At 68.2% G+C, this 26,070-nt stretch carries 28 protein-coding genes; 19 read left to right on the top strand and 9 right to left on the bottom strand.

What is annotated here, in order from left to right:
* Window positions 1–62: 62 nt before the first annotated feature.
* The 3 genes from EV645_RS14165 to EV645_RS14155 are packed head-to-tail and all read left to right on the top strand — an operon-like array spanning window position 63 to window position 3,239.
* A complete protein-coding gene (locus tag EV645_RS14165; RefSeq protein ID WP_130443397.1) occupies window positions 63–683 on the top strand; it encodes a TetR/AcrR family transcriptional regulator in 621 nt (206 codons plus the stop codon).
* Window positions 684–721: 38 nt separating this feature from the next.
* Complete coding sequence (locus EV645_RS14160) at window positions 722–2,245, top strand: glycerol-3-phosphate dehydrogenase/oxidase (RefSeq protein ID WP_130443395.1); 1,524 nt, start codon at window positions 722–724, stop codon at window positions 2,243–2,245.
* Window positions 2,246–2,285: 40 nt separating this feature from the next.
* Entirely contained in the window at window positions 2,286–3,239 is a 954-nt protein-coding gene (locus tag EV645_RS14155) for a DUF4328 domain-containing protein (protein ID WP_130443393.1), read from the top strand.
* On the opposite strand, the gene EV645_RS14150 is transcribed toward EV645_RS14155, so the two are convergent.
* Both EV645_RS14150 and EV645_RS14145 read right to left on the bottom strand, forming a co-directional pair.
* Entirely contained in the window at window positions 3,227–3,982 is a 756-nt protein-coding gene (locus EV645_RS14150; protein WP_130443391.1) for a protein phosphatase 2C domain-containing protein, read from the bottom strand. The genes EV645_RS14155 and EV645_RS14150 overlap by 13 nt on opposite strands.
* A gap of 4 nt (window positions 3,983–3,986) precedes the next feature.
* Entirely contained in the window at window positions 3,987–4,877 is an 891-nt protein-coding gene (locus EV645_RS14145; protein WP_242000377.1) for an NAD-dependent epimerase/dehydratase family protein, read from the bottom strand.
* A 111-nt stretch (window positions 4,878–4,988) separates the two neighbouring features.
* Between EV645_RS14145 and EV645_RS14140 the strand changes: the two genes are divergently transcribed.
* Window positions 4,989–5,591, top strand: a complete 603-nt coding sequence (locus tag EV645_RS14140; protein WP_130443389.1) for a pentapeptide repeat-containing protein — start codon at window positions 4,989–4,991, stop codon at window positions 5,589–5,591.
* A 62-nt stretch (window positions 5,592–5,653) separates the two neighbouring features.
* Here the strand turns inward: EV645_RS14140 and EV645_RS14135 are convergent, their stop codons facing one another.
* The gene (locus EV645_RS14135; RefSeq protein ID WP_157997063.1) at window positions 5,654–6,304 is read right to left on the bottom strand and encodes a VanZ family protein; all 651 of its coding nucleotides are present in this window, start codon (window positions 6,302–6,304) and stop codon (window positions 5,654–5,656) included.
* Window positions 6,305–6,642: 338 nt separating this feature from the next.
* Between EV645_RS14135 and EV645_RS14130 the strand changes: the two genes are divergently transcribed.
* The 3 genes from EV645_RS14130 to EV645_RS14120 all read left to right on the top strand — a co-directional run bounded on the left by EV645_RS14130 (window position 6,643) and on the right by EV645_RS14120 (window position 9,069).
* Window positions 6,643–7,062 carry a hypothetical protein gene (locus EV645_RS14130; RefSeq protein WP_130443385.1) on the top strand — a complete coding sequence of 140 codons (420 nt, stop codon included), beginning with the start codon at window positions 6,643–6,645 and terminating at the stop codon, window positions 7,060–7,062.
* A 160-nt stretch (window positions 7,063–7,222) separates the two neighbouring features.
* A complete protein-coding gene (locus tag EV645_RS14125; RefSeq protein WP_130443383.1) occupies window positions 7,223–8,440 on the top strand; it encodes a sensor histidine kinase in 1,218 nt (405 codons plus the stop codon).
* The gene (locus EV645_RS14120) at window positions 8,437–9,069 is read left to right on the top strand and encodes a response regulator (RefSeq protein WP_130443381.1); all 633 of its coding nucleotides are present in this window, start codon (window positions 8,437–8,439) and stop codon (window positions 9,067–9,069) included. Before EV645_RS14125 ends, EV645_RS14120 begins: the two co-directional genes overlap by 4 nt.
* Here the strand turns inward: EV645_RS14120 and EV645_RS14115 are convergent.
* The 3 genes from EV645_RS14115 to EV645_RS14105 all read right to left on the bottom strand — a co-directional run bounded on the left by EV645_RS14115 (window position 9,049) and on the right by EV645_RS14105 (window position 11,348).
* A complete protein-coding gene (locus EV645_RS14115) occupies window positions 9,049–9,666 on the bottom strand; it encodes an FMN-binding negative transcriptional regulator (protein ID WP_130443379.1) in 618 nt (205 codons plus the stop codon). The two genes, EV645_RS14120 and EV645_RS14115, sit on opposite strands and share 21 nt — an antisense overlap.
* Window positions 9,667–9,734: 68 nt before the next feature.
* Complete coding sequence (locus tag EV645_RS14110) at window positions 9,735–10,373, bottom strand: SDR family NAD(P)-dependent oxidoreductase (protein WP_130443377.1); 639 nt, start codon at window positions 10,371–10,373, stop codon at window positions 9,735–9,737.
* 24 nt (window positions 10,374–10,397) lie between these two features.
* Complete coding sequence (locus tag EV645_RS14105; RefSeq protein ID WP_198681576.1) at window positions 10,398–11,348, bottom strand: Lrp/AsnC family transcriptional regulator; 951 nt, start codon at window positions 11,346–11,348, stop codon at window positions 10,398–10,400.
* A gap of 79 nt (window positions 11,349–11,427) precedes the next feature.
* On the opposite strand from EV645_RS14105, the gene EV645_RS14100 reads away from it, so the two are divergent.
* Together EV645_RS14100 and EV645_RS14095 are read left to right on the top strand one after the other, a co-directional pair.
* Window positions 11,428–12,654, top strand: coding sequence for a carboxylesterase/lipase family protein (locus tag EV645_RS14100; protein WP_198681575.1), 1,227 nt, complete (start codon window positions 11,428–11,430; stop codon window positions 12,652–12,654).
* Entirely contained in the window at window positions 12,651–14,300 is a 1,650-nt protein-coding gene (locus EV645_RS14095) for an amidohydrolase (protein ID WP_130443372.1), read from the top strand. Before EV645_RS14100 ends, EV645_RS14095 begins: the two co-directional genes overlap by 4 nt.
* On the opposite strand, the gene EV645_RS14090 is transcribed toward EV645_RS14095, so the two are convergent.
* Window positions 14,290–16,086 carry a glycoside hydrolase family 127 protein gene (locus EV645_RS14090; protein ID WP_130443370.1) on the bottom strand — a complete coding sequence of 599 codons (1,797 nt, stop codon included), beginning with the start codon at window positions 16,084–16,086 and terminating at the stop codon, window positions 14,290–14,292. The genes EV645_RS14095 and EV645_RS14090 overlap by 11 nt on opposite strands.
* Before the next feature lie 160 nt (window positions 16,087–16,246).
* Here EV645_RS14090 and EV645_RS14085 point away from each other — a divergent pair, with 160 nt between their 5' ends.
* The 6 genes from EV645_RS14085 to EV645_RS14060 are packed head-to-tail and all read left to right on the top strand — an operon-like array spanning window position 16,247 to window position 22,383.
* Window positions 16,247–17,287: a LacI family DNA-binding transcriptional regulator gene (locus EV645_RS14085; RefSeq protein ID WP_198681574.1), complete on the top strand. Its 1,041-nt coding sequence runs from the start codon at window positions 16,247–16,249 to the stop codon at window positions 17,285–17,287.
* Window positions 17,284–18,210 carry an ABC transporter permease gene (locus EV645_RS14080; RefSeq protein WP_130443366.1) on the top strand — a complete coding sequence of 309 codons (927 nt, stop codon included), beginning with the start codon at window positions 17,284–17,286 and terminating at the stop codon, window positions 18,208–18,210. The genes EV645_RS14085 and EV645_RS14080 overlap by 4 nt, the downstream gene beginning before the upstream one ends.
* Window positions 18,210–19,076 (top strand): ABC transporter permease, encoded by an 867-nt coding sequence (locus EV645_RS14075; RefSeq protein WP_130443364.1) that lies wholly within the window; start codon window positions 18,210–18,212, stop codon window positions 19,074–19,076. Before EV645_RS14080 ends, EV645_RS14075 begins: the two co-directional genes overlap by 1 nt.
* Window positions 19,077–19,104: 28 nt before the next feature.
* A complete protein-coding gene (locus EV645_RS14070) occupies window positions 19,105–20,616 on the top strand; it encodes an ABC transporter substrate-binding protein (RefSeq protein ID WP_130443362.1) in 1,512 nt (503 codons plus the stop codon).
* A 35-nt stretch (window positions 20,617–20,651) separates the two neighbouring features.
* Window positions 20,652–21,647 carry an ABC transporter ATP-binding protein gene (locus EV645_RS14065; RefSeq protein WP_130443360.1) on the top strand — a complete coding sequence of 332 codons (996 nt, stop codon included), beginning with the start codon at window positions 20,652–20,654 and terminating at the stop codon, window positions 21,645–21,647.
* A complete protein-coding gene (locus EV645_RS14060; RefSeq protein WP_130443358.1) occupies window positions 21,640–22,383 on the top strand; it encodes an ABC transporter ATP-binding protein in 744 nt (247 codons plus the stop codon). Before EV645_RS14065 ends, EV645_RS14060 begins: the two co-directional genes overlap by 8 nt.
* Here EV645_RS14060 and EV645_RS14055 read toward each other — a convergent pair.
* Window positions 22,380–23,159 (bottom strand): LLM class flavin-dependent oxidoreductase, encoded by a 780-nt coding sequence (locus EV645_RS14055; protein WP_130443356.1) that lies wholly within the window; start codon window positions 23,157–23,159, stop codon window positions 22,380–22,382. The two genes, EV645_RS14060 and EV645_RS14055, sit on opposite strands and share 4 nt — an antisense overlap.
* A 37-nt stretch (window positions 23,160–23,196) precedes the next feature.
* Entirely contained in the window at window positions 23,197–23,748 is a 552-nt protein-coding gene (locus tag EV645_RS14050) for a TetR/AcrR family transcriptional regulator (RefSeq protein WP_198681573.1), read from the bottom strand.
* 54 nt (window positions 23,749–23,802) lie between these two features.
* Between EV645_RS14050 and EV645_RS14045 the strand changes: the two genes are divergently transcribed.
* From EV645_RS14045 to EV645_RS14030, 4 genes are all read left to right on the top strand, one after another.
* On the top strand, window positions 23,803–24,195 hold the full coding sequence (locus EV645_RS14045) for a nuclear transport factor 2 family protein (protein WP_130443352.1): 393 nt from the start codon (window positions 23,803–23,805) through the stop codon (window positions 24,193–24,195).
* A gap of 52 nt (window positions 24,196–24,247) precedes the next feature.
* Entirely contained in the window at window positions 24,248–24,934 is a 687-nt protein-coding gene (locus EV645_RS41855; RefSeq protein ID WP_242000409.1) for a VOC family protein, read from the top strand.
* Window positions 24,935–24,944: 10 nt separating this feature from the next.
* Window positions 24,945–25,436: an NUDIX hydrolase gene (locus EV645_RS14035; protein ID WP_130443350.1), complete on the top strand. Its 492-nt coding sequence runs from the start codon at window positions 24,945–24,947 to the stop codon at window positions 25,434–25,436.
* A gap of 102 nt (window positions 25,437–25,538) precedes the next feature.
* Window positions 25,539–26,060, top strand: coding sequence for a DinB family protein (locus tag EV645_RS14030; protein WP_130443348.1), 522 nt, complete (start codon window positions 25,539–25,541; stop codon window positions 26,058–26,060).
* Window positions 26,061–26,070 lie beyond the last annotated feature (10 nt).

Below are 26,070 nucleotides of genomic sequence, written 5' to 3'. Positions count from 1 at the left end.
TGGCTCCCACCTCCCCTGGACAGTTCCGGGATGCCGAAGTCGCTGATACACTTTGGCATGTGATGTCTCAGCGTAGCAGCGAATCGGATCAAGAGACCAGCAGCCGTCCGACGCCCGCGAATGCGATCGGCGAGGAGCGGATCCTGGATGCCGCGTACGAGCTGCTGCTGGCGATCGGCATGCGGCGGATGACCATGGCCGACATCGCCCGGCACGCGGAGGTCTCCCGCGCGACCCTGTACCGGCGCTGGCCCAACGTGCAGGCCGTGGTCGCGGCGCTCATGACCCGCGAGTGGACCATCGCGCTCGTCTCGGCGTTCCAGCCCGACGCCGCCGACGGCCGGGCGCGCCTGGTCGAGGGCGTCGTCGAGGTGGTCGCGAAGACCCGGGTCCACCCGTTGATGCGCAAGATCATCGAGCTCGACCCCGAGTTCCTCACGCCGTACCTGCTGGAGCGTCGCGGCAGCAGCACGGTCGCGCACCTCGCACTCGTCGAGGAGGGCATCCGCCAGGGTCAGGCCGACGGATCGATCCGCGAAGGCGACCCGGTGTGGCTGGCGCGGCAGATCATCCTGGTCTCGCTCGCGTCCGCGGTGTCCGGTCCGGTGATGGCGGAGAAGGACGAGTACCCGAAGCTCGACGAGGAGCTGCGCGTGATGCTGACCAGGTACTTGGCCCCGTGATCGACCGGGGCGGTGGGGCGGGGAAGGAATTCAGGACCGTGGGCAACGCGAGCCTGAATGCGGCGCGCCGGTTACGTGAACTCGACTCGCTGAAGAGCGTGGATGTGCTCGTCGTCGGCGGCGGGGTCACCGGCGCCGGCGTCGCGCTCGACGCGGCTGCCCGCGGACTCACAGTTGCCCTGGTGGAAAAGCACGACCTGGCCTTCGGCACCAGCCGGTGGAGCTCGAAGCTGGTCCACGGCGGACTGCGGTACCTCGCGTCCGGCCATGTCGGAATCGCGTACGAGAGCGCCGTCGAGCGCGGCATCCTGATGAAGACGACCGCGCCGCACCTCGTCCACCCGATCCCGCAGATCGCGCCATGGTTGCCGCAGGCAAAGTTCGCGCAGGCTGCCATGCTGCGATCGGCGTTCCTGGGCGGCGACGTCCTGCGCATGTTCGCGCGCACCAGCGACGACTACCTGCCGCACTCGCGACGGGTCAGCTCCGCCGAGCTCCTGCGGTACGCGCCGACGCTCAAACCCGAGGGGATGCGCGGCGGCTTCCTGACCTGGGACGGCCAGTTGTACGACGACGCGCGGCTGGTCGTCGCGATCGCGCGGACCGCGGCGCAGTACGGCGCTCGCATCCTGACCCGGGTCGCCGCCACCGAGGTCACCGGGCGCGGCGCCGTCCTGGTCGACCAGCTGACCGGCGACCGGCTGAGCGTGGATGCCCGGATGGTGATCAACGCGGCCGGGATCTGGGCAGATCAAGTTGCCTCCGGCATCAAACTCCGGCCGAGCCGCGGGACCCACCTGGTCCTGCCGCAATCGGTCTTCGGCGGCCTCTCCGCCGTCCTGACAGTTCCCGTCCCGGGCGAGCTCCGCCGCGTGGTGATGGCGATCCCCGCGCCCGACGACAGGGTGTACGTCGGCCTCACCGACGAAGACGCTCCCGGCCCGGTGAACGACGTACCGCACGCGACCGACGCGGAGATCGACTTCCTGCTGAACACGATCAGCTCCGCCGTCCAGCAGCCGGTGACGCGCGCGGACCTCCTCGGCACGTACGCCGGACTGCGGCCCTTACTCGACACGGGCCACCACAAGGGCGAGGACAAGACGGCGGACATCTCCCGCCGGCACGCGGTGATCACCAGCCCGGACGGCGTGGTGACGATTGTCGGCGGCAAGCTGACGACGTACCGCCGGATGGCGCAGGACGTCCTCGACAAAGCGATCGAGCAGTCGTCACTCGACGTACGACGGCCATGTGAAACGCACCGGATCCCGCTGGTGGGGGCCGCCGACCGCGTGCGGCTGGCGGCGGTCAAGGCACCGGCGCGGTTCGTGCAGCGGTACGGCGTCGAGGCGCCGCAGGTGATCGCCGGTCCGCCGGAGTTCCAGCAGCCGATCGCACCGGGGCTGCGCACGACGTACGCCGAGCTGCGGTTCGCCGTCCGGCACGAGGGTGCGCTGACCGAGGACGACGTACTCGACCGGCGGACGCGGATCGGGTTGTCGGCGGCGGATCGCGAGCTGGCGTTGCCCGCAGTACGGGAGACTTTCGCCGCGGTGTGAATCGGGCGTGGGGTTAACTTGGCTGCGGGGAGGTGGAAGGGTGACTCAGCCTTATCCAGGGCCGTACCAAGGACCGGGTCCGTACCAGCAACGGCCGTATCCGCCGATGCCGTACCCGGCGCCGATCATGCCGAGGTACCGGCCGTTGCGGAAGGTCGCGATCGTCAGCATCGTGCTGATGGCGCTGACCTGCCTCGCGGCGGTGATCCAGTCCGTGCTGCTCTGGCGTTCGTACGACGAGGTCAAGCGCCTCGTGTACGGGCTCCTCTCCGAGGAGGAGATCGACCGCGGCGTCGAGTCGATCTCCGGCACCGGCCCGCTGCTGAACCTGGTCAGCTACCTGCTGATGGGGACCGGGATCGCCTTCCTGATCTGGCTGTGGCAGGCCCGCGAGAACACCGACTTCCTGTACTCACCCTTCGCGCCACGCCCTGCCTTCCCCGCCGACCCGGTGCGCGGTCCGCACCGGCGAGCGAACGGCTGGGTCGTCGGCGCCTGGTTCTGCCCGATCGTGCAGTTCTGGTACCCGTTCCAGATCGTGCAGGACATCACCAAGGCCAGCGAGCCTCCTGAAGCGTCGCGGTCCGGCCGGGTGCGCACGCTTCTCTACAGCTGGTGGGCGACGTGGACCGCGTTCTGGGTGATCCTCGTCGGCGGCGGCACGGTCGCTGTGATCGGGTTCATCATCTGGTTCATCCGCTTGGTCCAGGTGTCGGAGAGCAGCGACGCAAGCAGCCCGTATGTCGACATCTACGACATGCAGGACTTCATGGTCCGCGTCGCGCTGGGCGTCGACATCGGCTTCACGGTTGCGACCGTCCTGCTCATCGTCGCCGCCGTCGCCGCGTCGTTCCTGATGCTCCAGGTCACCGACTGGCAGCACACCCGCGCCATCCCGCCCGCGATCCAGGACGCGCCCCGGCCGATCGGGCCTCCGCAGTACGCGCCGCGGTACCACCGCCCCGGCCCGAACTTCCCGACCTACGGGCCCTGAAGCAGGACGACGCTCGCATCGTCGTACCGCTTGCCGCTCAGCGTGGACGTGCTGTCGTGCTGCCGCACCCGGTCGATCAACTGCCGCGGACCTTCGGTCGTGAGTACGTCGAAGAGCTCGTCCCACGAGTGCCCGTACCGCTCGGTGTAGCGCGAGGCGCCGTCCGTCAGGAGCGCAATCGCCTCGACGGCCGCGCGATCCGTCGTCCCGGTGACGGCCTCGTACGCCGCTTTGGGCTCGGTACTTGCCACCCAGAAGCCGCCGGGCTGATTGCGCAGGCGCCGTACCGTCTCGAGGGTCCGGTCGGGGAGAAGGTCGACGCGGTCGTCGCTGTGGACAATGACCCGGCCTTCAGTCGATCGCAGGACGATGGGCGAGTCGGCCAGGACGAGATGCTCGACGTGGTCCGCGTCGAAGCGGACCATCGCGACCGTGGACGACGGGCTGTCGGGGTTGCTGACGTCGCAGGTATCCGCGTGGGAGGCCCGGACCGCGGCGATCGCGTCCGCGAGGAGGTCGACGAGCGGCGCAACCGAGTGGGTCAGAAGCGGGGTCGCGAGCTGGGTCGCCAACCGCATGACGAGCCAGGCGACCGTATGCCGGCAGCCGGAGTCCACGTACACCCGAGGAGCGCTGGCGCCGTCGAGGACGACCGCGAAATCGGGTCCGGTCAGGACCAGGTCCTCGTTGACCGCAGGTGGTCGCCGATCAGGCGCGGCCTCACTGATCGAGCGGATCTCCACGGACCTATTGTCCAGCCGCCCAACTGTCGGCGAGCGACTGGTCGAGGGCGATCTTCGGCGACCACCCGAGCTGCTCGCCGATGAGCGTCGTGTCTGCCTGCTGCCACGGTGCGCCGAGCGCGGTCTCTTGGTCGGCGTCGTCCACGATCGTCGCCGGTTGACCGCTCAGCTCGAACAACTGTCCGGCCACATCGCGGGCCAGCGTCGCCCGTCCGGTCCCGACGTTCAGCACCGGCGGCAGCGTGGCGTCGGCCAGAGCCACCGCGAGTACGGCTTCGGCCACGTCCCGCACGTCCACGAAGTCGCGCCACACGTCGAGCGACCCGACCTCGATCAGGTGCCGCGAGCGGAGGTCCTCGATCACCCGGCCGGTGAGCGTGCTTTCCGGCGCCCCCGGCCCGATCACGTCGAAGATCCGCAGTACGACGGCATCCGCGCCGCCGCGCTGGGCCCGTACGACGAGCTCCGAGCCGGCCAGCTTGGTCAGCCCGTACGGACCGAGCGGCCGGGGCGTGGTCTGTTCGTCGAGGCTCGTGCCGTGCGGCGCACCGCCGTACTCCGCCGCAGAGCCGAGCTGGACGAACCGGGCGTGGCCGGCGTTGTCCCGGACCGAGGCGAGCAGCGCCTCGACGGCGATCACGTTCGCCCGGACCAGCTCGACCGGCTCACCCAGCGTGGCGCCGACCGCATTGATGATCACGGTCGGCTTGTACATCCCGATCTGGGTGTCCAGCGCGTACGGATGCATCGCAGCCAGGTCGCAGCGCCGGTACGGCTCGCTCCGGGTCCGGCTCAGGCCGCGGTACTCCACCCCGCGGTCGTCGAGCAGCGCGCAGATCCTGGCACCGAGGAAGCCTCCGGCGCCGAACACCATCACCCGCTCCGTTCCGGTCACCCCTCCATCGTGCGGTTCGAAGTTGTCGGTGGCCCTACCGTTCTCCGTCGTCAGCATCACAGTGTCGGTACGGCGTGACAGGCTGAGGGCCCGAACAAGTGAGGGAGTGTCATGGCTGACCGACGACGAGGCGTGCCGACCGAGTCGACGATCCGGGACTGGGACGACGCGGACCCGTCCGGGCAGACCTACCGGCGAGTGCTGTTCGTCGACTCCGACCTCACCGAGGTGGACAACCGCGGCGGGGTGTTCGAGGAGTGCACGTTCCGCGGGGTCCGGTTCAACGCCTCGACGCATACCGACGCCGCGTTCGTGAACTGCACGTTCGTCCGGTGCTCGCTGTTCGACACGACGTTCACCCGCTGCAAGATGGTCGGCAGCTTCTTCGACGACTGCACCTACAACCTGCTGAAGGTGATCGGCGGGGACTGGTCGTTCACCGCGCTCACGGGCGCCGACCTGAAGGGGACCGACTTCAGCGGGGCGAAGTTCCGCGAGGCGGAGCTGGCCGGGATCCGGGCGGCGAAGGCGTCGCTGCGGGATCTGGACCTGTCCGGAGCCAGCCTCCAGCGGGCCGATCTCACCGGCGCCGACCTGCGCGGATCCGATCTGTCGACCCTCGATCCACTCACCGTCACCCTCCGGGACGCCCGGATCGACATGACCCAGGCTATGGTCGTCGCCGCCTCCCTGGGGCTCGACGTCAGGCCGTGACCTGTGGATATCCCCAGGTAATCACGCGGCCGTCCCCCGTTCTATCCACAACCTGTGGATAACTATCCGGATAACTGTGTATTCGTTCTGTGATATCTGACCGGCGCGCCCGGCCGGTTCGCCGGGACGAGGGTCCCGCGCCGATGACGGGCCGGCCGCCGCGACCGTCGTACGACGAGAAGCGCGGCGTGCTCGACGACGTACGGCGGGGTGACGACCAGGTAGCGGCTCCGGGTCAGGCTCTGCAGACCGGCTGCGAGGCTGACCCCGCAGACGGCGCCGATCGAATTCGCGATCAGGTCGTGGAGCTGGCACGAACGGCCGAGCTGTGGGATCAGCGCCTGGACCGCCTCGACCGCGGCCGACATCCCGACGCCGGCGGCGATGCCGTCGCCCGGACGGCCGCTGGCCAGCGTGAGCATGCCGGCGGCCGGGACGAACAGCAGGATGTTGAGCAGGCCCTGGAGCGAGGTCAAACCGCCGGTCGTGGTCAGGTGCGTGCCGCACTCGCCGATCTGGCTGAGGCGATGCGGTGTCGGGCTGAGCGTCGCCGCGATGATCAGCGCAAACGCAGCCGGCATGCAGAACGCGGCCAGCCGGGGGATCAGGTCGCCCGGACGGCGCACTGTGGAAATGGCGATCGGCAGGGTCATGCCGGTGAGCACGAGCCAGGTGTCCAACAGGTGCGGGATACCGCGATAAGTCTCGAGCACGCGTCCGGACCCTCCCGTGGTCGACGGCTGCCGCGAACTTTCTCCTCGTCGATGTCGTTGCCTGACTCGACAATCTGCCGACCGATCACACCGCCGCCAGAGGTGTCCGGACATCTGCATCCAGCCGCAAACAGCTCGTGACAGTCCGTGACACAACGTGCGCAAACTGACACGGAAGGAAGGTGCTCAAGGCAACGATTGTTTGTTTGCGCGGCCGTCGGCGGAGGTCTCGATCAACCGATCGGTGGAGGGAGGTCGGGCCGGCTGGGCGATGTGGCGACCGGGGCCGTCGCGGGAGAGTCGGGGTATCGAGATCGACCCCGAAACGGAGACAGAAGATGACCACCCCGGTGAACGTCGAACACCCGCGGAGCGCGGCCGCGTTGCGGAGCGTGCAACTGCTGGTGGCAAGCTACCTCGCGATCAGCGTCCTGACACTGATCGCCATCATTGCCCTCCGCAACCACTCGTCGATCGTGAACGACGCGGTCTGGACCCGCGGCACGATCGTCGTCGCCAGCGCCGCGCTGACCTTCCTGTTCGCCCGGAGCGCGGCGCGCGGCTCCCGGCGGGGATACCTCCGGCTCCGGATCGTATCGGCGGTGATGTTCGTCGCGATCGTCGTGATCATCTCGCTGCCGGGCGTCTTTCCGCTCTGGATGAAGGGCGAGCAGGCCGTCTGCGGACTCCTGCTGCTCGGCGTCGCCCTGCTGGTGAACGGCAAGCACCTCCGCTCGGTGTTCACACGTGTCGCGTGATGCGGTTTGCTTGAACGCCGGCGGCGTCCAGGTGCGTGCATCGCAAGGCGGAGAGCGGGGCTCGGAGTGGGGTTCTCCGTGCCCCGCTCTCCAACGCAGCGAGGTGCGTGCCTGGGCGTCGCCGGCGTCAAGGAAACCGCATCACGGGACACTTGCTGACATGAGCGAGCAAGTCTGGCCGGCGCGGGTGACGGTGGTGCCGTACGTGCTTCTCGCGTGCATCACCGCTGTCACCATCCTGATCAAGCGCGAACAGCCCAGGTCGCTGACCGTCGACCTGGTGCTGTGCGCGTTGATCGCGCTGTGGACTCTCGGGATGTTCACCCTCCGCCCGGCGCGGCGGACCGAGACCCGTTCGATGGCGATCTTCGTCGCCGGGTTCGTCCTGCTGCTGGCCGTGCTCGTGGTGCGCGATCCGTGGTTCGGGTTCCTCACCCCGGCCGGGTACTTCTTCACTTTCATCTTGCTGTCGTGGCCCGGCGAACTGATCGGGATCGGCGCCGTCGCGGTCATCGCGGGCTGGGCGCAGTCGTACGACATCCCGAAGACCGACGCGCTCGGCCTGCTCGGCTGCGCCGCCGTCATCGGGGTGAACGTGGCCGGGATGTGTCTGGCCGCGTGGCTCGGCCGGCGCGGCGAGGTGCTCAGCCAGCAGCGGCAGGACGCGGTCGACGCGCTGACCGTGACGAACCGCCGGCTCGAGGCCACGCTCGCCGAGAACGCGGACCTCCACGAGCAGCTCCTGACCCAGGCCCGCGAAGCCGGCGTCATCGACGAGCGGCAGCGGATGGCCCGCGAGATCCACGACACCCTCGCGCAGGGTCTGACCGGGATCGTCACCCAGCTCCAGGCCGCCGAGCACGCCGACGACTGGCGGCGGCACGTGTCGAGCGCGGTCGGCCTGGCCCGCGAGAGCCTGACCGAGGCGCGGCGCTCGGTGCATGCGCTGCGTCCACAGCCGCTCCAGTCGGCGACGTTGGGCGAGGCGATCGCAGACGTCGTACGGCGATGGTCGGCACGGCACGGCATCGACGTACAGCTGACCACGACCGGCACGCCGCGGGTGATGACACCCGAGGCGGAGTCGACTCTGCTCCGCGCGACCCAGGAGGCGCTCGTGAACGTGGCGAAGTACGCGCAGGCGACCCGGGTGGGTGTGACGCTGTCGTACATGGAGAAGGAGGTCGCGCTCGATGTCCGCGACGACGGCGTCGGGTTCGATCCGGCCCGCAGCACGACATCAGAGGCCGGCGGGTTCGGCCTGGTCGCGATGCGGCAGCGGGTCGAGGCGCTCAACGGGACGCTCTCGGTCGAGTCGGAGCCGGGTCTGGGTACGGCGATCTCCGCGACCGTGCCGATCTCGGGAGCGTCGGCATGATCCGGCTGCTGATCGCGGACGACCACCCGGTGGTACGGGACGGGCTGAGTGCGATGTTCGCGGCCGAGCCCGGGTTCGAGGTGGTCGGTCAGGCGGGCGACGGCGCGGAGGCGATCCAGCTGGCCGAGACGGTGCGGCCGGACGTCATCCTGATGGATCTGCAGATGCCCGGCGTGAACGGGCTGGCCGCGATCAGCGAGCTCACCGAGCGCGGGGTCACGGCGCGGGTGCTCGTGCTCACGACGTACGACACCGACGGGTACGTCGTACCCGCGATCGAGGCAGGCGCTACCGGCTACCTGCTCAAGGACGCACCGCGGGACGAGCTCATCCGCGCGGTCCGCGCCGCCGCGGACGGCACGTCCGTACTCGCGCCGTCGGTCGCGAACACGTTGATGAACCACGTCCGCACACCACCCACGCCCGACATCGTCAGCCCACGCGAACTCGAGGTCATCGAGCTGGTCGCCGCCGGCAACACGAACCGCGAGATCGCCGCCCACCTGTTCATCAGCGAGGCGACCGTCAAGACGCACCTACTCAACATCTACGCCAAACTCGCCGTACCGGATCGCGCCTCCGCCGTCGCCGAGGCCTTCAGGCGCGGCCTACTCAACGCGTCGGGCTAAGGTGACCGCGTCGGCGGTGGGGTCTTCGCCGGCGGCGTGCAGGCCGTCGATCACTCCGTCGATATCGGCTTCCGGGCGGTTCTGGCTGAGTTTGAACTTCGCCTCGATTCGGTGGATCGCGATCTCGACGCCGACGATCGCCCGGAGTTGCCCCTGCACGTACTTCTCCGGCGCATCGTCGACCGACCACGGCTCGGCGCGACCGCGCTCGTGCAGGTCGGACAACCGGCGTACGACGTCTTCGACCCACGCCGCGTCGTCGTGGACGGTCAGCTCGCCGTACACGTGGGCGGTGACGTAGTTCCAGGTCGGTACGACGCGTCCGTGCTCCTGCTTGGACGCGTACCAGGCCGGTGAGACGTACGCGTTCGGGCCGCGCATGATCACCAGCGCGTCGCCGATCGCCTCGCGCTGCCAGTGATCGTTGTTGCGGGCAACGTGTCCGAGCAGCACGTTGCGCTCGGGGTCGTAGATGAACGGCAGCATCGTGGCCACCAGCCCGTCCGCGGTCATCGTGATCAGATCAGCAGCGCCGTGGTTGGCCAGCAGTTCCTGTACTGCGTCGTCGTCAGGGGCAAAGTGCTTGGGAACATACACAGCACCAGTCTCCTCATCGCCCGCGCTGAACGGCAGGTCCAATCAGCTCGACCTTTGACCAGGCCAACTCAGATGACGATCTCCTGGATCCAGTCCGCGGGAACCTGCTGGTGGAGCCGCCAGTAGTGGTTGGCGATCTCGTCGGGCTCCCATCCGGTGCCCGCTCCGACGCCGCCGCTCACGGTGACGCTTGCCGCGTGAACGCCGTCCGCGCCGTACTGCTGGTGGAGGAGGGTGACGAGCGTGCGGACACCGGCCTTACCCAACGACAGGCTCGCGTAGTCGGGCTTCGGCTGCGGCATGCCGCCGGTGATCAGGAACGACCCGCTGCCACGCTCGGCCATCGCGGGCGCGAGGTGGGCAGCGGTGGTCATCGCTCCGCCCACGTTCACCGCCCAGGCATCACGGTGCTGCTGCGCGGTGAGATCGCCGATCCGATCGGACTGGATAAGCGCCGCGTTGTAGACGACCACCTCAGGTACGCCGTGCGCCCCGACGATCCGATCGAGAGCGGACCGCAGGCCGACCTCATCTGTCACGTCAGCGGTCACCGGCAGTACGTCGGCGCCCACGAGCTCCTCCGCGGCGGCCTTCACCGTCGCCTCCGAGCGCGCGATCAGTCCGGCGCTCATTCCTTCCCGGACGAATCGCTTGGCCACCGCGAGACCGATCCCGGGTCCAACCCCCACCACGACAACTCCAGCCATACCGTCGAGGATAAAGGTGACGCGTCACCGACGTGGCAGGAGGGTCCCGGCTCGTTTGACCGTGGTGGTGAGCGGGACCGTCTCGATGTGAGTGATGCCGGGTAGCGTGCCGATCCGCTCGGAGAGGTAGTCGTAGAGCGCATCGGGATCCGCGCAGACGACGAATCCGAACAGGTTGGTCGGGCCGGTCACGGCTGCGGCGTACGCGATCTCCGGATGCTGTGTGAGCGCGTCGGCGACCGTGGTGAGGGCCGACGGTGCGACCGACATCCACAGGATCGCCTCGGTCGCGTAGCCGAAGAGCATCGGGTCGGCCTCGACGTCGAGGTACATCGCCCCGGCTCGGAGCAGTTCGCCCAGCCGGCGCCGTACGGTCGACTCCGGCATCCCCGTCGCGGCAGCAAGCGAGGGGTACGCCGCTCGCGCGTCCTTGGCGAGCTCCGCCATCAGCCGCTGATCCTGCGCAGTCAGCTCGAGCGGTACGTCGTACTCCGGGGTCGGTATCCGCAGCCGGTCGACCTGCTCCTGCGTGAGGGCCGCCGTACGTCCAGCCCAGCCTGCCGTGCCGGCGACCGCGCGGAGCATGCACTGCGCGGTAACCGAGGTGATCCGTGGACCACGCGGAAGCATCAGCGGAGCACGCTGCCCCTTGGTGTGCGTGATGCAGGTGACCTCGACGCCACCGGAGGTCAGGTAGACCCAGGAGGTGTCGTCCCGCCGGGCCATCGTCGCGGCCACGGCGACCGCGGTGTCGGGCGCGCATTGGATCCGGACCAGCCAGTCGACCCAACCGAGCCGCGGACTCGACGGTACGGCGACCACGCGCACCGCGCCGGTCTCGCGCAGCCGGTGGTAGCGGCGGGCGATCGTCCGGTCGGAGGCACCGAGCACCTCCGCGATCCGGCTGAACGAGGCTCGCCCGTCCACCTGCAAGGCGTGGACGAGCTGCTCGTCCACCCGGTCGAAATCCACCATGATTGTCTCCATCATGGCGGAATCCGCCAGATCTAGCGAGGTTTCTGACGCAGGACGGAGAGCTTGCGACCGTCGAAGGGTGAACCAGCCAGAGACGACCATCAGCCAGGGAACACTCCGCGGATCCCACCAGAGCGGTGTCAACGCCTACCTCGGCGTCCCGTTCGCCGCTCCACCCGAGCGCTTCAAGGCACCGGGTCCGCCCGACAAGTGGGACGGCGTACGCGACGCGACCCGCAGCGGCCCGGCCGCGCCGCAGCCGCCCTCCCGATTGGCCGAAGTGATCGGTGCGCGGACCCAGGACCAGTCCGAAGACTGCCTCAGCCTGAACATCTGGACCCCGAGCGAGCCGTCCGGTCCGCGCCCGGTCTTCGTCTTCCTGCACGGCGGCGGATTCAGCTCCGGCTCGGGCAGCCTCGACTGGTACGACGGTGCCGCGCTCGCCCGGCGGGGTGACCTGGTCGTTGTGACGGTCAACTACCGGCTCGGCGCGCTCGGATTCTTCCGGCTCGAGCAGGGCAACGTCGGTCTGCTGGACCAGATCGAGGCGCTGCGCTGGGTCCAGGAGAACATCGCGGCGTTCGGCGGCGATCCCGGCGCCGTGACGGTCGCGGGCCAGTCTGCCGGCGCGATCTCGATCCTTGCGATGCTGTCCGGCCGGGCCGCGGACGGTCTGTTCCACAGAGCGATCGTGCAGAGTGCGCCGGGAGCGCTGCGACCGCTTGCGCCGGCCGAGGCCGACGCCATTGCGAACGAGTTCCGCCAGGCCTTGGGCACGGACCCGTACACCGCATCGGTGAGCGACATCCTCGCGGCCCAGCTCGAGCTGGTTCGCCTGCACCCGGGCGTGATTCCGCCGTACCGGTTCGTCGCCGAGGAAGGAGTGGTTGCCGAGGACATCGTTCTCGGGGCGGGCACCCAGGGTGCGAATGGTGTGCAGATCCTAATGGGGACGACGCGCGACGAGGCCAACGCCCACGGCGGCGATCTCAGAGTCACCGCCGAGCTGTTCGAGGAGCCCATGCACCAGCTCGCCGATCTGCTCGCACTGGCGGCGAATCCGGCCTGGCTCTATCGGTTCGACTGGAGTCCGGCCGGAAACCCGTTCGGTGCCTGCCACTGCATCGAGCTGCCGTTCGTCTTCGGCAACCTCGACGCCTGCCGCGACGCACCGCTGCTCGCCGGAGCCGACGACGAGTCCTTGGCCGCGATGGTCGAGGTCGTCCAGCCGGCCTGGATCTCCTTCGTCCACAACGGAAACCCCGGCTGGCCGGTGGCCGCCGTACAGCATTTGGAGCTGTCATGACTCTGTATCTGAACGGGAAGGTCGTCACCGTCGACGGCGGATTCTCGATCGCCGAAGCGTTCGCAGTGACGGATGGCCGATTCACCGCCGTCGGTAGCAATGACGAGATTCGCGAGCTGGGCGGGCCGGTGGTCGATCTCGGCGGCCGCACGGTCGTCCCCGGCTTCATCGACGCGCATTCGCACACCGTGCACGTTGCTGTGGAGAGCCTGGGCGAGCCGAACCTGACCGGCCTGACCTCGATCGCAGCGATTGTCGAGAGGATCGGCGAAGTCGCGGCCGGGACCGAGCCCGGCGCTTGGATCAGTACGACGCCGCTCGGCACACCGACGTACTACTTCGACGTGCCGGATGGACTGGTCGAGCGACGCTGGCCGACGCGGGCCGACCTCGACGTGGTGGCGCCGGTCAACCCGGTGCACATTCCGACGCCGCCGTTCTGGCCACATCCGGCGATCCTCAACAGTGCTGCGCTCCGCGAGCTCGGCATCACGCGTGACACGCCTGATCAGCCAGGTCTCCGGATCGAGCGGGACGCGGGCGGCCAACCGACCGGCGTGGTCCACGGCATGCTTTTCTACAACGCCCGCATCCCGTTGGTCCGCCAGCTGCTGATGTCACTGCCGACCAAGACACCGGAAGCTCGGCAGGAAGCAATCGCGACCGCGCTGCGAGCCAACCTCGCGAACGGACTCACCACGGTCTACGAAGGGCACGGCAACACCGCGTTCGCCCCGGACCTGCAGGGACTGCACGACGCGGGTCAGCTTCCTGGCCGCGTCGTCGGCACGTACGACGTACCGGTCGGCAAGCCCCTCGACCTTGCGAAGTGGATGACGACTGTCGCCGATGCGGCCGGTGCGGGCACCGGGGACGATCGCCTGCGGATCCACGGGTTGACGGTGTCGCTGGAGACGCCGCTGCACTTCGGCGGCGCGTTGATGAGCGAGCCGTATCTCGATCAGCATGACGTCCTCGGCAATGGAGCGTCGGTGCTGACCGTCGAGCAGTTGGCGGACGTCGCGCGGCTCGCCGTACAGCACGACGTACGACTGAACGTGCTCGTCACCGGGGACGGCGCGTGCGAGATCGCGGCCGACGCCTTGGAGATCGTGCACCGGGAGACGCCGCTGACGGGCCGGAGTTGGGTCCTGCAGCACGTTCACCACGTGACGAAGGAGCAGATCGCGCGCTTTGCCGCGCTCGGACTCGTCGCTCAGGTCTGTGCCGGCGTGGACTTCGCCCGCGGCGAGCCGGTCTATGTGAAGCGGCTGCCCGGCGACCAGTGGGAGCACGTGACGCCGGTGCGCTGGTGGATCGATGCCGGGGTACCCATTGCGCTGGGGAGCGACGGCGCGCATGCGCCGCTGGTCGACCTGTGGGCTTCGCTGACTCGCAAGGACGGCCGCAGCGGACGCAGTCTGCTGACGCCGGCGAAGACGATGACGCGGCCCGAGGCCATCCGTGGCTGGACTGCCGATGCTGCTGTGGTTCTGGGCGTCGGGGACCGGGTTGGTTCGATCGAGGCGGGGAAGCTCGCGGACTTCGTCGTACTGGATCGGGACATCCTGACCTGCCCGGTCGACGAGATCCGGGATGCCGCGGTGCTGACGACTGTGGTCGGAGGCGAGGTCGTCAGCTCGTAGGTATCCAGACGCGCATCGGGTGCAGTCCCCGGTTCGCCCAGGAGTAGTAGGGGATGAGAGTCAGGTCGGCTGACGCTCCTCTGGCGTGAAGAACGGTGACTCCACCGAGTAGGTCGGTGCGTGCTGGGGTGATCTCTGCAGTCGGGTCGAGGCGGAGGTCCTCCAGCACGACACCGGGCTCCTGGTCTGGTTGCTCCAGCGCATAGACCAGCGGACCGCGCGCGACGGCGACACAGCCGCGGGTGGAGTCGACTCGGTCGTTGGAGGTCAGCAGTCGCGGCGGCAGCGGTAGCTGCAGTACTACCTCGTCGCCTGGTTGGAAGACGCGACGCACGCGGGCGTAGTCGCCGGCTACGACCGGCTTGTCGTCGACAGTTGCGTCGGCCGCCCACTCGGGGATGCGCAGCGCCAGCTCGACCTCACCGGCCGGTGCGTCCCTGACAGTCACCGTGACGCGTCCGTCCCACGGGTAGTCGGTTTCGACCTCCACCGCGAACGATCCGGCTCGCAGCGTGCTCGCGGCGTACTGCTGGATCTGCAGGCCGCCCGCAGTACCAGTGGCAAGGTACGACGGAAGGCTGGCCAGCGTGCGCATCACATTGGGCGGACAGCACGCACAGTTGAACCACGGCCTCCTCCCGTACGCCGGTGCGCGCTGGACGTCACCACGCGCACCGGTCCACCGGTGCAGCGTGTTCACGTAGAAGTAGTCCGCGTCCTCGAGCGACACCGCCGGCAGGATCGCGTTGTAGAGCAGCAGTTCGATCTGGTCGGCGTACGACGGGTCACCGGTTGCCAGCAGCAATCGCCAGGCCCACTGCAGTACGCCGATCGCGGCACACGTCTCGGCGTACGCACGGTCCGGCGGGAGCTCGTAGTCGTCGCCGAACGCTTCACCGTCCCACCGCGACCCGACCGCACCGGTCACATGCTGCTTACGCCGCCGCATGTTGTCGTACTGCCGGCGTACTGCGTCCAGCAGCTCCGCGTCGTCGGTCTCGATCGCTACGTCGGTCGCACCGGTGGCGAAGTACACCGCGCGTACGGCGTGGCCCTCCAGCGAGTCGGCGTCGCGGACCGGGACGCGGTCGGAGTAGTGCGCCGGGTCGCCGTAGTGGGAGGGGTCGAAGCCTGGCTTGGTTGCCTTGCCGTGGCCACGTGCATCCACGAAGTACTTGGCCAGGTCCAGGTAGCGGCGGTTGCCGGTCTCACGGTAGAGCTCGACCAGTGCGGATTCGATGACCGGATGGCCTTCTAGCTCGGACCGCCCCGAGGGCCCGAACGTGTCAGCCAGATGGTCGGCAAACCTAGTGGCTGCCTTCAGGAGCGCGGTGTCGCCGGTTGCTCTCGTTGCAGCGACTGCTGCCTGGAACAGGTGGCCGGCGCAGTAGAGCTCGTGGCTGTTCCACAGGTGGGTGTAAGGCTCCTCGCCGCGGACCTGCATGGCCGAGTTGAGATAGCCGTCCTCGCGCTGTGCCGCGGTGATCGTCCGGGTCAGCTCGGCCAGCTGGTCCGGTAGCGAACCGTCCCAGGCCACCGCCTCCAGCCACTTGTAGACATCGGAGTCGCGGAAGCTGGCGCCCTGTGCGTCGCCGCTCGCCTCGCCGGCGGCGATCCGCAGGTTGCCGAGGTTCCCGGCGGCCTCGAGCCGCTCGCGGCCGAGCGGGATCGCGGCGCGGTTGGCGGCCATCCGGCCGGCCCAGAACCCGCCCGTCACCTGCGCCTCGGACACCGGGCGCAACGTCACGACCGCGGCCGCGGTCGGTACCGCAGGGGATGGCTGCATGCCGGGACGCTAACCGCGGGCCGAGCCCCGACGCCAGGTGCTAATGGGGATTAGCTGCTAATACCCAGCTAATCAATGCCACCTCTTGACACCTGCTCGAAACGCTGGCGAAACTTCCGGAACCGCAGTGGTAGGGCGTATTAGCAGGAAGGACACCACGTTGAGCCGCACACCGGCCAAGAGACCCACGCAGGCCGACATCGCCCGGCTTGCCGGGGTCAGCCAGGCGACCGTCTCACTGGTGCTCAACGAGCGCGACGCGAGTATCCGGATCAGCCCGGCGACCCGCGAGCGCGTGCTGACCGTGATGCGCGAGTGGGGGTACGTCGCGAACGCGTCGGCCCGCTCGTTGGCCGGCGGGCGGAACAAGATCATCGGCGTCTACACGTTCGAGCCGGTGTTCCCGACCAGCGGCGTGGACTTCTACTTCCCGTTCCTGCTCGGCATGGAGCAGGAGGCGGCCGACCTCGGCTACGACCTGCTGCTGTTCACCAGCGCCGGCGGCGAGCGGCAGATCTTCCGCGACGGATCGACCCGGCTCTGGCATGCGGACGGCGCGCTGCTGCTCGGCCGCGATCCCAACGTCGAGGAGATCGAGCGGCTGCGCGACTCCGGCTACCCGTTCGTGTACGTCGGCCACCGCGAGGTGTCGGGTCCGCCGGTGTCGTACGTCGCGGCCGACTACGCCGGTGCGACCAAGCAACTCACCGAGCGGCTGTTCGAGCTGCGACACCAGCGCGTGGCGTACGCACGCATCGGCAACGGTGGCGCACAGCCGAGCCGTGATCGCGAGGGCGGGTTCCGCCAGGCAACGCCTTCCCAGCATCTTGCCGGACCGGTGTGGACGCTCGACTCCGTTGCGGAAGTGGACGGCCTGGTGGAGGAGCTGCAGCGCGGCGGCATCACCGCAGTACTCGCGGAGCAACAACTGCTGGCCGAAGAGTTGCTGGTGTGCGCCACACGGCGCGGTCTGACCATCCCGGATGACCTCAGCGTTGTGGAGCTCGGTGATTCGACCGGGGCGCGACATGACGGCACGCCGTGGACCGGACTGATCGTGCCGCGCGAGCAGATGGGCCGTCAGGCGATGGGCCTGCTGGTGCAGCTGCTGGAGGCACCTGACTCCGGTGCGCGTAGTGAAAGCGTCCGGTGCGGGTTCGCGCCCGGTGCGACGGTCGGACCTCCCAAGGAGCTTCCATGATTCGCGTTGTGGTCAAGCGACTGCTGATCGGCGTCCTGGTGATGTGGGGCGCGGCGTCGCTCATCTTCCTGATCGTGCGGGTCGCACCGGGTGACCCTGTCTCGATCCTGCTCGGTCCGGACGCGACACAGGACCAGGTGAAGGAGCTGAGCGCTTCACTCGGCCTGCAACGCCCGCTGGCCGTCCAGTACGTCGACTACCTCGGCCACGCCGTACGGCTCGACTTCGGCGACTCGTACCGGCTCGGGCACCCCGCGATGTCCGAAGTGCTCGAGCGGCTGCCAGCCACGGCGGAGCTCATGCTGGCGTCCACTCTGATCGCAGTGGTTCTCGGTCTGACGCTGGGGCTGCTGGCGGGCGGTCGCCCGGGCAGCGTGGTCGACCGAGTGGTGTCTGCGGCGGCGATCGCGCTGCAGTCGTTCCCGACGTTCTGGATCGGGATCATGCTGATCCTGGTCTTCGCGCTCGCGCTGCGATTGCTGCCGAGTTCCGGCTCGGGCACTCCGCAGCATCTGATCCTGCCCGCCATCACGATGGCGCTTCCGTTCACAGCGATCGTCGCGCGGCTGACCCGCACCAGCGTGGCCGAGACCCTGCGCGAGCCGTATATCCAGACCGCGAAGTCCAAGGGCCTCACCGATCGCCAGGTCCTGCTCGGGCACGCACTGCGCAACTCACTGCTTCCGGTCGTCACGATCGTCGGGCTACACATGGGCGGTCTGATGGGCGGCGCGGTGATCGTCGAGAACGTGTTCTCCTGGCCCGGCCTCGGTTCGCTCGTCGTCGACTCGGTGACCAACCGCGACTACGAGGTGGTGCAGGCGGCGACGTTCGTGATCGCCGGCATCGTGATGCTCTTCAACCTGGCCGCCGACCTCGTCTACTCCCAGCTCGATCCGCGCATCCGCTTGGAGGGCAGCTGATGGCCACGCTCGCGGTGACCCGCCCACTCGCCGTCCGCCGGGTCGGCACCTGGCTCGGCAAGATCCCGTACGCCGTACTCGCGATCTACGCACTGGTCGCGGCGATCGGTCCGCTGGTGATCGACTACAACCCGATCAGCACGTCGCTCGACGACCGGCTGCTCAAGCCCGGTTCGCATCTGTCCACCGGCGGCACCGCGTGGCTCGGCACGGACGGCCTCGGCCGCGACGTCCTCGCCCAGGTCGTGTACGGCGCCCGCACGTCGATCCTCATCGGTATCGCGACCGTGGTCGTCTCCTGCGTCGTCGGCGTCACGATCGGCACCGTCGCCGGGTACTTCCGCGGCTGGCTCGACACATTCCTTGCCCGGGGCATCGATATCCTGCTGGCGTTCCCGGCGATCCTGCTCACGATCGTGATCGCCGGCGCGTTCGAGCGCAGCGTGCCGGTGGTCGTGATCGCGCTCGCCGCGACGGCATGGATCTCGTTCGCCCGGGTGACCCGCAGCGTCTCGCTCTCGTTGCGGGAACGCGCCTGGGTCGATGCGGCCCGGGTGCTCGGCGTCCGTCGTACGTCGATCCTGCTGCGCCACGTCGTACCGTTCACGATCGGTCCGGTGGTCGCACTGGCCACGCTCGAGTTCGCACTCGTCGTACTCGCCGAGGCCGGACTGAGCTTCCTCGGGATCGGGCTGCCGCCGTCGGCGGTGTCCTGGGGGCAAACCATTGCCAACGGCAAGCAATACCTCGACAGCGCGTGGTGGATCTCGGCCCTGCCGGGTATCGCCCTGTCGCTGCTGATCGTCAACATCGGCATCCTCGGTGACCAGCTCACCGCCCGTTACGGACGCGGACATCTCAACTGATGACACGTCGGAAGGCAGGAGAAACCTCATGATCCCTTTGACACGGCGGGCGGCACTGACACTCGGGGTTGCCGCCACGATGGCCCTCAGCGCCTGCTCCAGCGCCACCAACGGCGGCAGCTCGAGTTCCGGCGGCGGTGAAGTGGTGATCGCCGGCACCTATCCGGTCGACAGCATCGACCCCGGCGGTCCGCAGGGCGGCGGCACGGGTCCGCAGATGGTCGAGCAGCAGCTCTTCAGCCGGCTGGTCCGGACCAAGACCGACGGTTCGGTCGAGGGGGATCTGGCGACGTCCTGGAAGTCCGATGCCACTGCGAAGACCTGGACGTTCACGCTCCGCAAGGGCGTGAAGTTCAGCGACGGCAAGGAGTTGAAGGCCGCCGATGTGGCCGACTCCTTCAAGCGGTTCATCGACCTCAAGGGCACGAACGCGGCGAACTTCCCCGATTACACGATGACCGCGCCGAGCGACGACACCGTCGTACTCACGGCGTCCAAGCCGGATGCTGCGATCCCGCGCAAGCTCGCGGTGTTCTTCGTCCTGCCGTCGGGTGTCGGCGCGAACGACACCGCGTTCTTCGACAAGCCGGTCGGGACCGGCCCGTTCAAGCTGGACAAGTTCAGCCCGAACGAGATCGTCCTGGTGCCGAACCCGCAGTACTACGGCGGCGCGCCGAAGGTCACCAAGGTCACGATCAAGAAGATGCCCGAGCTCGCGGCCCGGTTGACCGCGTTGCGCACCGGCGAGGCGGACGTAGTCTGGGGGATCCCGGACGATCAGCTGCCCGAGGTGCAGAAGGACTCGACGCTGAACGTGCAGATCGTGCAGAGCTCGGCCGTCTACACGATGTGGTTCAACTCGTCGACGCCGGCTCTGAAGGACGCTGCCGTCCGGCGCGCGTTGTGGGAGGCGGTCGACTTCCCGACGATCATCAAGAAGCTGTATCCGCAGACCGGCTCGCTGTCGGACTCGGTGGTGTCCAAGCAGACCCTCGGGTATGTCGCCCAGACACCGGTCAAGTACGACCCGGTGGCGGCGAAGGCGGCGCTGACGGCGGCCGGCTTCGACTTCGGCACGAAGCTGCGACTGCAGTTCGCGAACGCTGAGTTCCAGCAGTTCAACCAGGCGGTCGTCTCGGACCTGCAGAAGATCGGCGTACAGGTCGACCTGCTGCAGAAGGAGCAGGCGGTCTTCACCAAGGACCTGCTGGCGCTGAACTGGGACATCAACTTCCAGCAACTGTCGAACCCGATGCTCGACGCCGCGAACACCGTCGGCCGGCTCTACCCGTGTGCAGCCAAGCGCAACGGCTACTGCAACCCCGCGCTGGACAAGCTGATCTCGCAGGCCGCGGCCAGCACCGACGAGCAGGAGCGTGTCAAGCTGTACGGCGAGGCCGAGAAGATCATCTGGGACGACGCGGTCGGCATGTTCCCGATGGCGGTCAAGTACGCCTACGCGTGGAACAAGCGCCTCAGCGGCTTCACCCCCGACCCGAACGGTCTGCCCGACTTCTCCAAGCTGCAGGTCAACTCTTGATTCGCGAGGACTTGTCCACAGCTGTGCAGGAAACTGTGGCTGAATCGAGCTCAGGCTCCGACGACCTGTTGCTGGAGGTGTCCGGGCTGGTCGTCGACCTGCCCGGACGCGTCCGCGCCGTTCGCGTCGTCGACGAGGTGTCCTTCGACATCCCGTCGGCGACCACCGTCGGCCTGATCGGCGAGTCCGGCTCGGGCAAGACCATGACCGCGAACGCATTGATCGGTCTGCTGCCCGACGGCGCTATCGTTGGTGGCTCCCTCAACTGGCGGGGCGAGGAGTTGCTCACGGCAACTGCTTCTCGGCGTCGCGGGCTCCGCGGGCACGAGATCGCGATGATCTTCCAGGACCCGTTGGCCGCGCTCAACCCGACCCAGACCATCGGCCGCCAGGTCGGCGAGATCCTGCGTCGCTCCGGTAAGTCCCGGGCTGCGGTGCGCGAGCGAGTGGTCGAGTTACTCGATCGCGCCGGGATCCCTGCGCCGGCGGAGAAGCTCGGCAGCTTCCCGCACGAGTTCTCCGGCGGCATGCGGCAGCGTGCCGTTATTGCGATGGCGCTCGCCGGCAACCCGTCCCTCCTGCTCGCCGACGAGCCGACGACCGCGCTGGACGTGACCGTGCAGGCCCGCATCCTTCGGCTGCTGCGTTCCATCCAGGAGGACGCCGGCCTGTCGATGCTCCTCGTCAGCCACGACCTGCGGGTGATGGCACACGTCGCCCACCAGGTCGTCGTCATGTACGCCGGACGCGTGGCGGAGCGCGGCGCGACGTCCGACGTACTGCGGCAGCCCGCGCATCCTTATACGAGAGCGTTGGTCGACAGCGTTCCCGCCGTACGCACGAAGACTGCGCTGGCTCATCCCTTGCCTGGCACGCCGGCCACGCCCTCGAATCGGCCGGCTGGGTGTGCGTTCCATCCGCGGTGCCCGTTGGCGCGGGAGCGGTGCCGGACCGAGCAGCCTGCATTGCGGGCGGTTGCGCCGGGGCGTTGGACTGCGTGTCACTTCGCTGAGAAGGTGCTCGATGCTTGAGGTCCGGGATCTGCGGGTCACGTTCGGCCCGCGCCGCAAGCCGTTCGTCGCGGTGGACGGCGTCAGTCTGACTGTCGGCGCCAACGAGACCGTAGGCCTGGTGGGGGAGTCCGGCTCGGGTAAGACCACGGTCGCGCGCTCGATCGTCGGCCTGGTCCGGCCGGCCTCCGGTTCGATCACGTATGACGGGCGCGCTGTGCCGGCCGGCACGAGTCGGCCCGGTGAACTGCAGCGCGCGATCCAGATGGTGTTCCAGGATCCGCGGTCGTCGCTCAACCCTTGGATGACCGTCGCCTCGATCATCGGCGAGGCGTGGCGGACCCATCCATCGGCAGCCTCCGACCTTGACCGACTGTTGGCAGATGTCGGCCTCGATTCATCTGTTGCCGGTCAGCGGGCCAGCCAGCTCTCTGGCGGTCAGTGCCAGCGCGTCAGTCTGGCTCGTGCGTTGGCGGTGAAGCCCCGGCTTCTGGTCTGCGACGAGGCGGTGTCCGCGCTGGACGTCTCCGTTCAGGCACAGATCCTTCGGCTGCTCGACGATCTCCGGCGACGGCACAACTTGTCGATGCTGTTCATCTCGCACGATCTCGGCGTCGTCCACCAGATCGCGGATCGGATCGCGGTCATGCGTCGCGGCGTGCTCGTGGAGGAGGGGCCGGCTACCGACGTACTGGGCGCGCCGCAGCACGAGTACACGCAGAGCCTGCTGGATGCGGCACTCGAGCTGAACAGCTAGTTGCGCAGTTCGGCTGCTTTGTCGTAGTCGCGGCGCCAGTCGCCTGTAGGCGGGAGGATGATGCGCTCCACGCCGGCGGCTTCGTATTCAGCCAGTTGTTCGGCGGGGTTGCCGTCGAGCTGGGGCGCGACCACGGTGGCCTTCAGTTGTTTGCCGTCGGCAAGTTCATTGATGCGGCCCAGGTTTGTGCGGACCTCGTCCGGCGTTGCCGCGATCGTCGCCCACCCGTCGCCGTACCGGGCCGCTCGCCGATGTGCGCGTGGACCGTTGCCTGCGACAAAGATCGGCGGGACCGGCGAGCCGGGGGAGAGCGTCACCTCGAGATCCTGGGCGACCGTCGCGGGATTGCCCGCGATCAGATCCCGCAGTACGGCGAGAGCCTCGTCGGTCAGGCGACCACGCTGCGAGTAGTCCACGCCGGCGGCACGCCATCCGATGTCGCCATGCGCCGGATTCCCTGTGCCGAGGCCGAGAACGAGCCGGTTGTTCGACACGAGCTGCAGCGTGTTGATCTGCTTCGCCGCCCACGCGACCGGTCTGAGTGCCAGGAGCATCACGTTGTATCCGACCGTGATCCGCTCGGTCACCGCGGCCGCCGTCGCGAGTACGACGGAGCTGTCGAGGAGCGGCGCGCTCGCCACCAGATGATCCGTCGACCACACCGAGTCCAGCCCGACGCTCTCGGCGTACCTCGCGCTCTCCCGGACATCGCCGAGAATCGGGCGCTCGGGATCCGGCGTCGACGTCGGAAGGATGACTCCGATCTCAAGGCTCATACCTCGGGCCAACCCCGACCCGGACGACCGTATTCCGTCAGCCCTTGGTCAATGAACGGACCGCGGGGCCGAGCAGCTCGACGATCTTGTCCGGATCGGCATCGGCGAGATGGTCCAGTTTGAGCAGATGCCGACCGAGCACGACACCGATCAGTAGGGCGCTCAGCACGTCGGAACGGAGCTCGCCGTCGACGCCGTGAATCGCCTTGCCGATGTTGCTCCCGCGGACGTGTGCGTTGCCGCGGATCTCGTCGGCCGCATCGGGATGGGTCAGCATCGAGCGCAACACCGCGAGGGAGGCGACCGGCTCGTCGATCAACGACTCGCGGAGCCGCTCGAGCAGTTGCTCGGCGACCTCTTCGGCGGTGCCCTCGACGATCGGCCGGCTCTCGGTCTCGGCCGCACGAGCGAACAGCTGCTGTTTGCTGCCGAAGTAGTGCATCACCAGGCCCGGATCGACCTGCGCTGCGGCGGCCACAGCACGGATCGTCGTCCGGTCGTACCCGGTCTCGGCGAACAGCCTTCTCGCCTCGGTCAGGATCCGCTCCTGCGTCTCGACGCGGCGGCGGTCTCGGGTGGTCTCGTTCACCGAATTCATTCTACAGGTGTTGAATCTCTGCGAATTTCGTTCTACGGTCGTTGAATGACTCCTGAGGAAGTACTTGAACAACGCCGCCAGTACCTGATCGATCGCGACTTCGAGGGCTTCGTGAGCCTGTTCGCGGAGGACGCCGTACTCGAGTTGCCGTTCGCCGTCCAAGGCCTGCCGGATCGTCTGGTCGGCCGCGAAGCGATCCGCGAGTTCTCGCTCCAGGCCGCCGCTCACGCCATCGCCATCATCGATCTGCGCACCGTCCAGCTCCACCGGACCACCGACCCCGAGGTCGTGATCCTCGAACTCGTCACCGAGGCACGCCACACCACTACCGACGTACCGTTCCAAGCCACCTGCATCCAGGTCTTCCGGATCCAGGACGGCAAGATCAAACTCTTCCGCGACTACGTGGGCGCACATTCCGTCCCTGACCTGAACTGACTCGACCGTTGCGCCGGCTGAGCTTCTCGGGTGAGGTGGACAGGTGAGTCTGATGATTCGGAATGTCGTATTCGCCTGTCCGGGGAACACGCCGGAGAGCTATGACCGCGGGGCTCGGCCGGTCGCTGACTTCTACGCGGAGCTGCTCGGGATGGAGATCGTTCGCGAGGACTGGATCATCGTCGGCAGCGAGGCGTCTGACCTGTACCTCGCATTCGGCGACGGGCCGATCGATTACCAGCCGCCCGGGTGGCCCGATGGGGCGCAGCAGATGCATCTCGACATCGCCGTACCTTCGTTTGTTGCGCCGCCTGGGGCTCGGCTGCTGCGGGACAACGGCGAGTGGCAGGTGTACGCGGATCCGATCGGGCATCCGTTCTGTTTGTATTCGGAGCCGACCGAGCGCGCGGAAATCCGGCGGATCGTCCTCGACTGCCCTGACCCGCGAGCCCTTGCTGCGTTCTACAGCGCGCTGCTTGACCGCCCGGCGCGCTTGCTCGACACGCCGTCCCGTGTGGTCCTTGCCGGCACGCCGGAGCTCGCATTCCAGCGGAGCGCGGCACCCGCTCCGCGCTGGCCCGATCCGGCGTACCCGCAGCAGGTGCATCTGGATCTGCTGACCGCCGACGTACCAGCTGCTCGCGCTCACGCCTTGTCCGTCGGCGCTGAGGCTCTGCAGACGAGCGGTGAGTATCACCACGTATACGCCGACCCGGCCGGTCATCCGTTCTGCATCTAGAGTCGCGTGGATGAGCAGACGACTGGCCGCCTACGCCGTGTGCATCGAGGACGGACGAGTACTACTCGCGCGGTACGTCTCGCCGTACGGCGACGGCACCTGGTGGACGCTCCCCGGCGGCGGAGTCGAACCGTGCGAGGACCCGTTCGACACCGTGGTCCGCGAAGTCGCCGAGGAGACCGGCTGCACAGCTGTCGTCGAGCGCCTGCTCGGCGTCGACTCGCGCATCATCCCCGCTGCCGAACGCAACCATCCAGGTCCCGAGGACCACCAGAACATCGGCATCTTCTACGCCGCCCGCATCACCGGTGGCACCCTCCGCCCAGAACCCAACGGCGAAACCGCCGAATCCGTCTGGACCGCAGTCAGCGAGGTCCCGACCCTCAACCGCGCCGCGTTGGTGGACGTCGGCATCAATCTCGCCCAGTCCCTCCCGCCGACCGGCCACGTCCCACCCGCCGCCATCGCGGACGTCATCTGGGGTGCTAACGACAGGACGTAGTCGTCTACGTACATCGCCTCGCACGCCTGAGCACACCGCGAACCGGCCCGGATTCGTCGACACCTCCTGTCGATCGGTGCGGATCACAGGCATCGAACAGGTATGAGCGACATCGTGATCGAGAAGATCGTCCGCCCGGAGCGGACCTTGTCGGGTACCTGGCTGGAAGTGATCGCCTCGAACCTCGACTACCACCGAGCCACGTTCCTGTGGAAATGCGAGGGCCTCACGGATCCCCAACTCCGCCGGCGCGCGATCCCACCCTCGGACCTGACCCTGCTGTCCCTCATGCGCCACCTACAGGGCGTCGAACGCTACTGGCTACAACACCGCCTGGCCGGCACGACTCCGCAGTACTTCCCGTACCGAACCAACCCGGACACCGACTGGTTCGACGAATCAGACCCCACTCCCGCCCGGACCGTGTACGCCGACTACCTCTCCGCCTGCGCCGACTCCAGATCCCTCTTCCCACCCCACAACCTCACCCACACCATCCCCAACCTGGAATTCGGCAACACCGACCCCCACTTCATCCTCACCCACGTCGTCGAGGAATACGCCCGCCACCTAGGCCACGCCGACCTCCTCCGCGAATCCCTAGACGGCACCACCGGCGAGTAGCTTGGGGTGG

The organism is Kribbella rubisoli (assembly GCF_004217145.1).
In the GTDB taxonomy this organism is placed as follows: Bacteria; Actinomycetota; Actinomycetes; order Propionibacteriales; family Kribbellaceae; genus Kribbella; species Kribbella rubisoli.
Note: the sequence above shows the minus strand (reverse complement) of the source record. Positions and strands in the feature narration are given on the sequence as shown.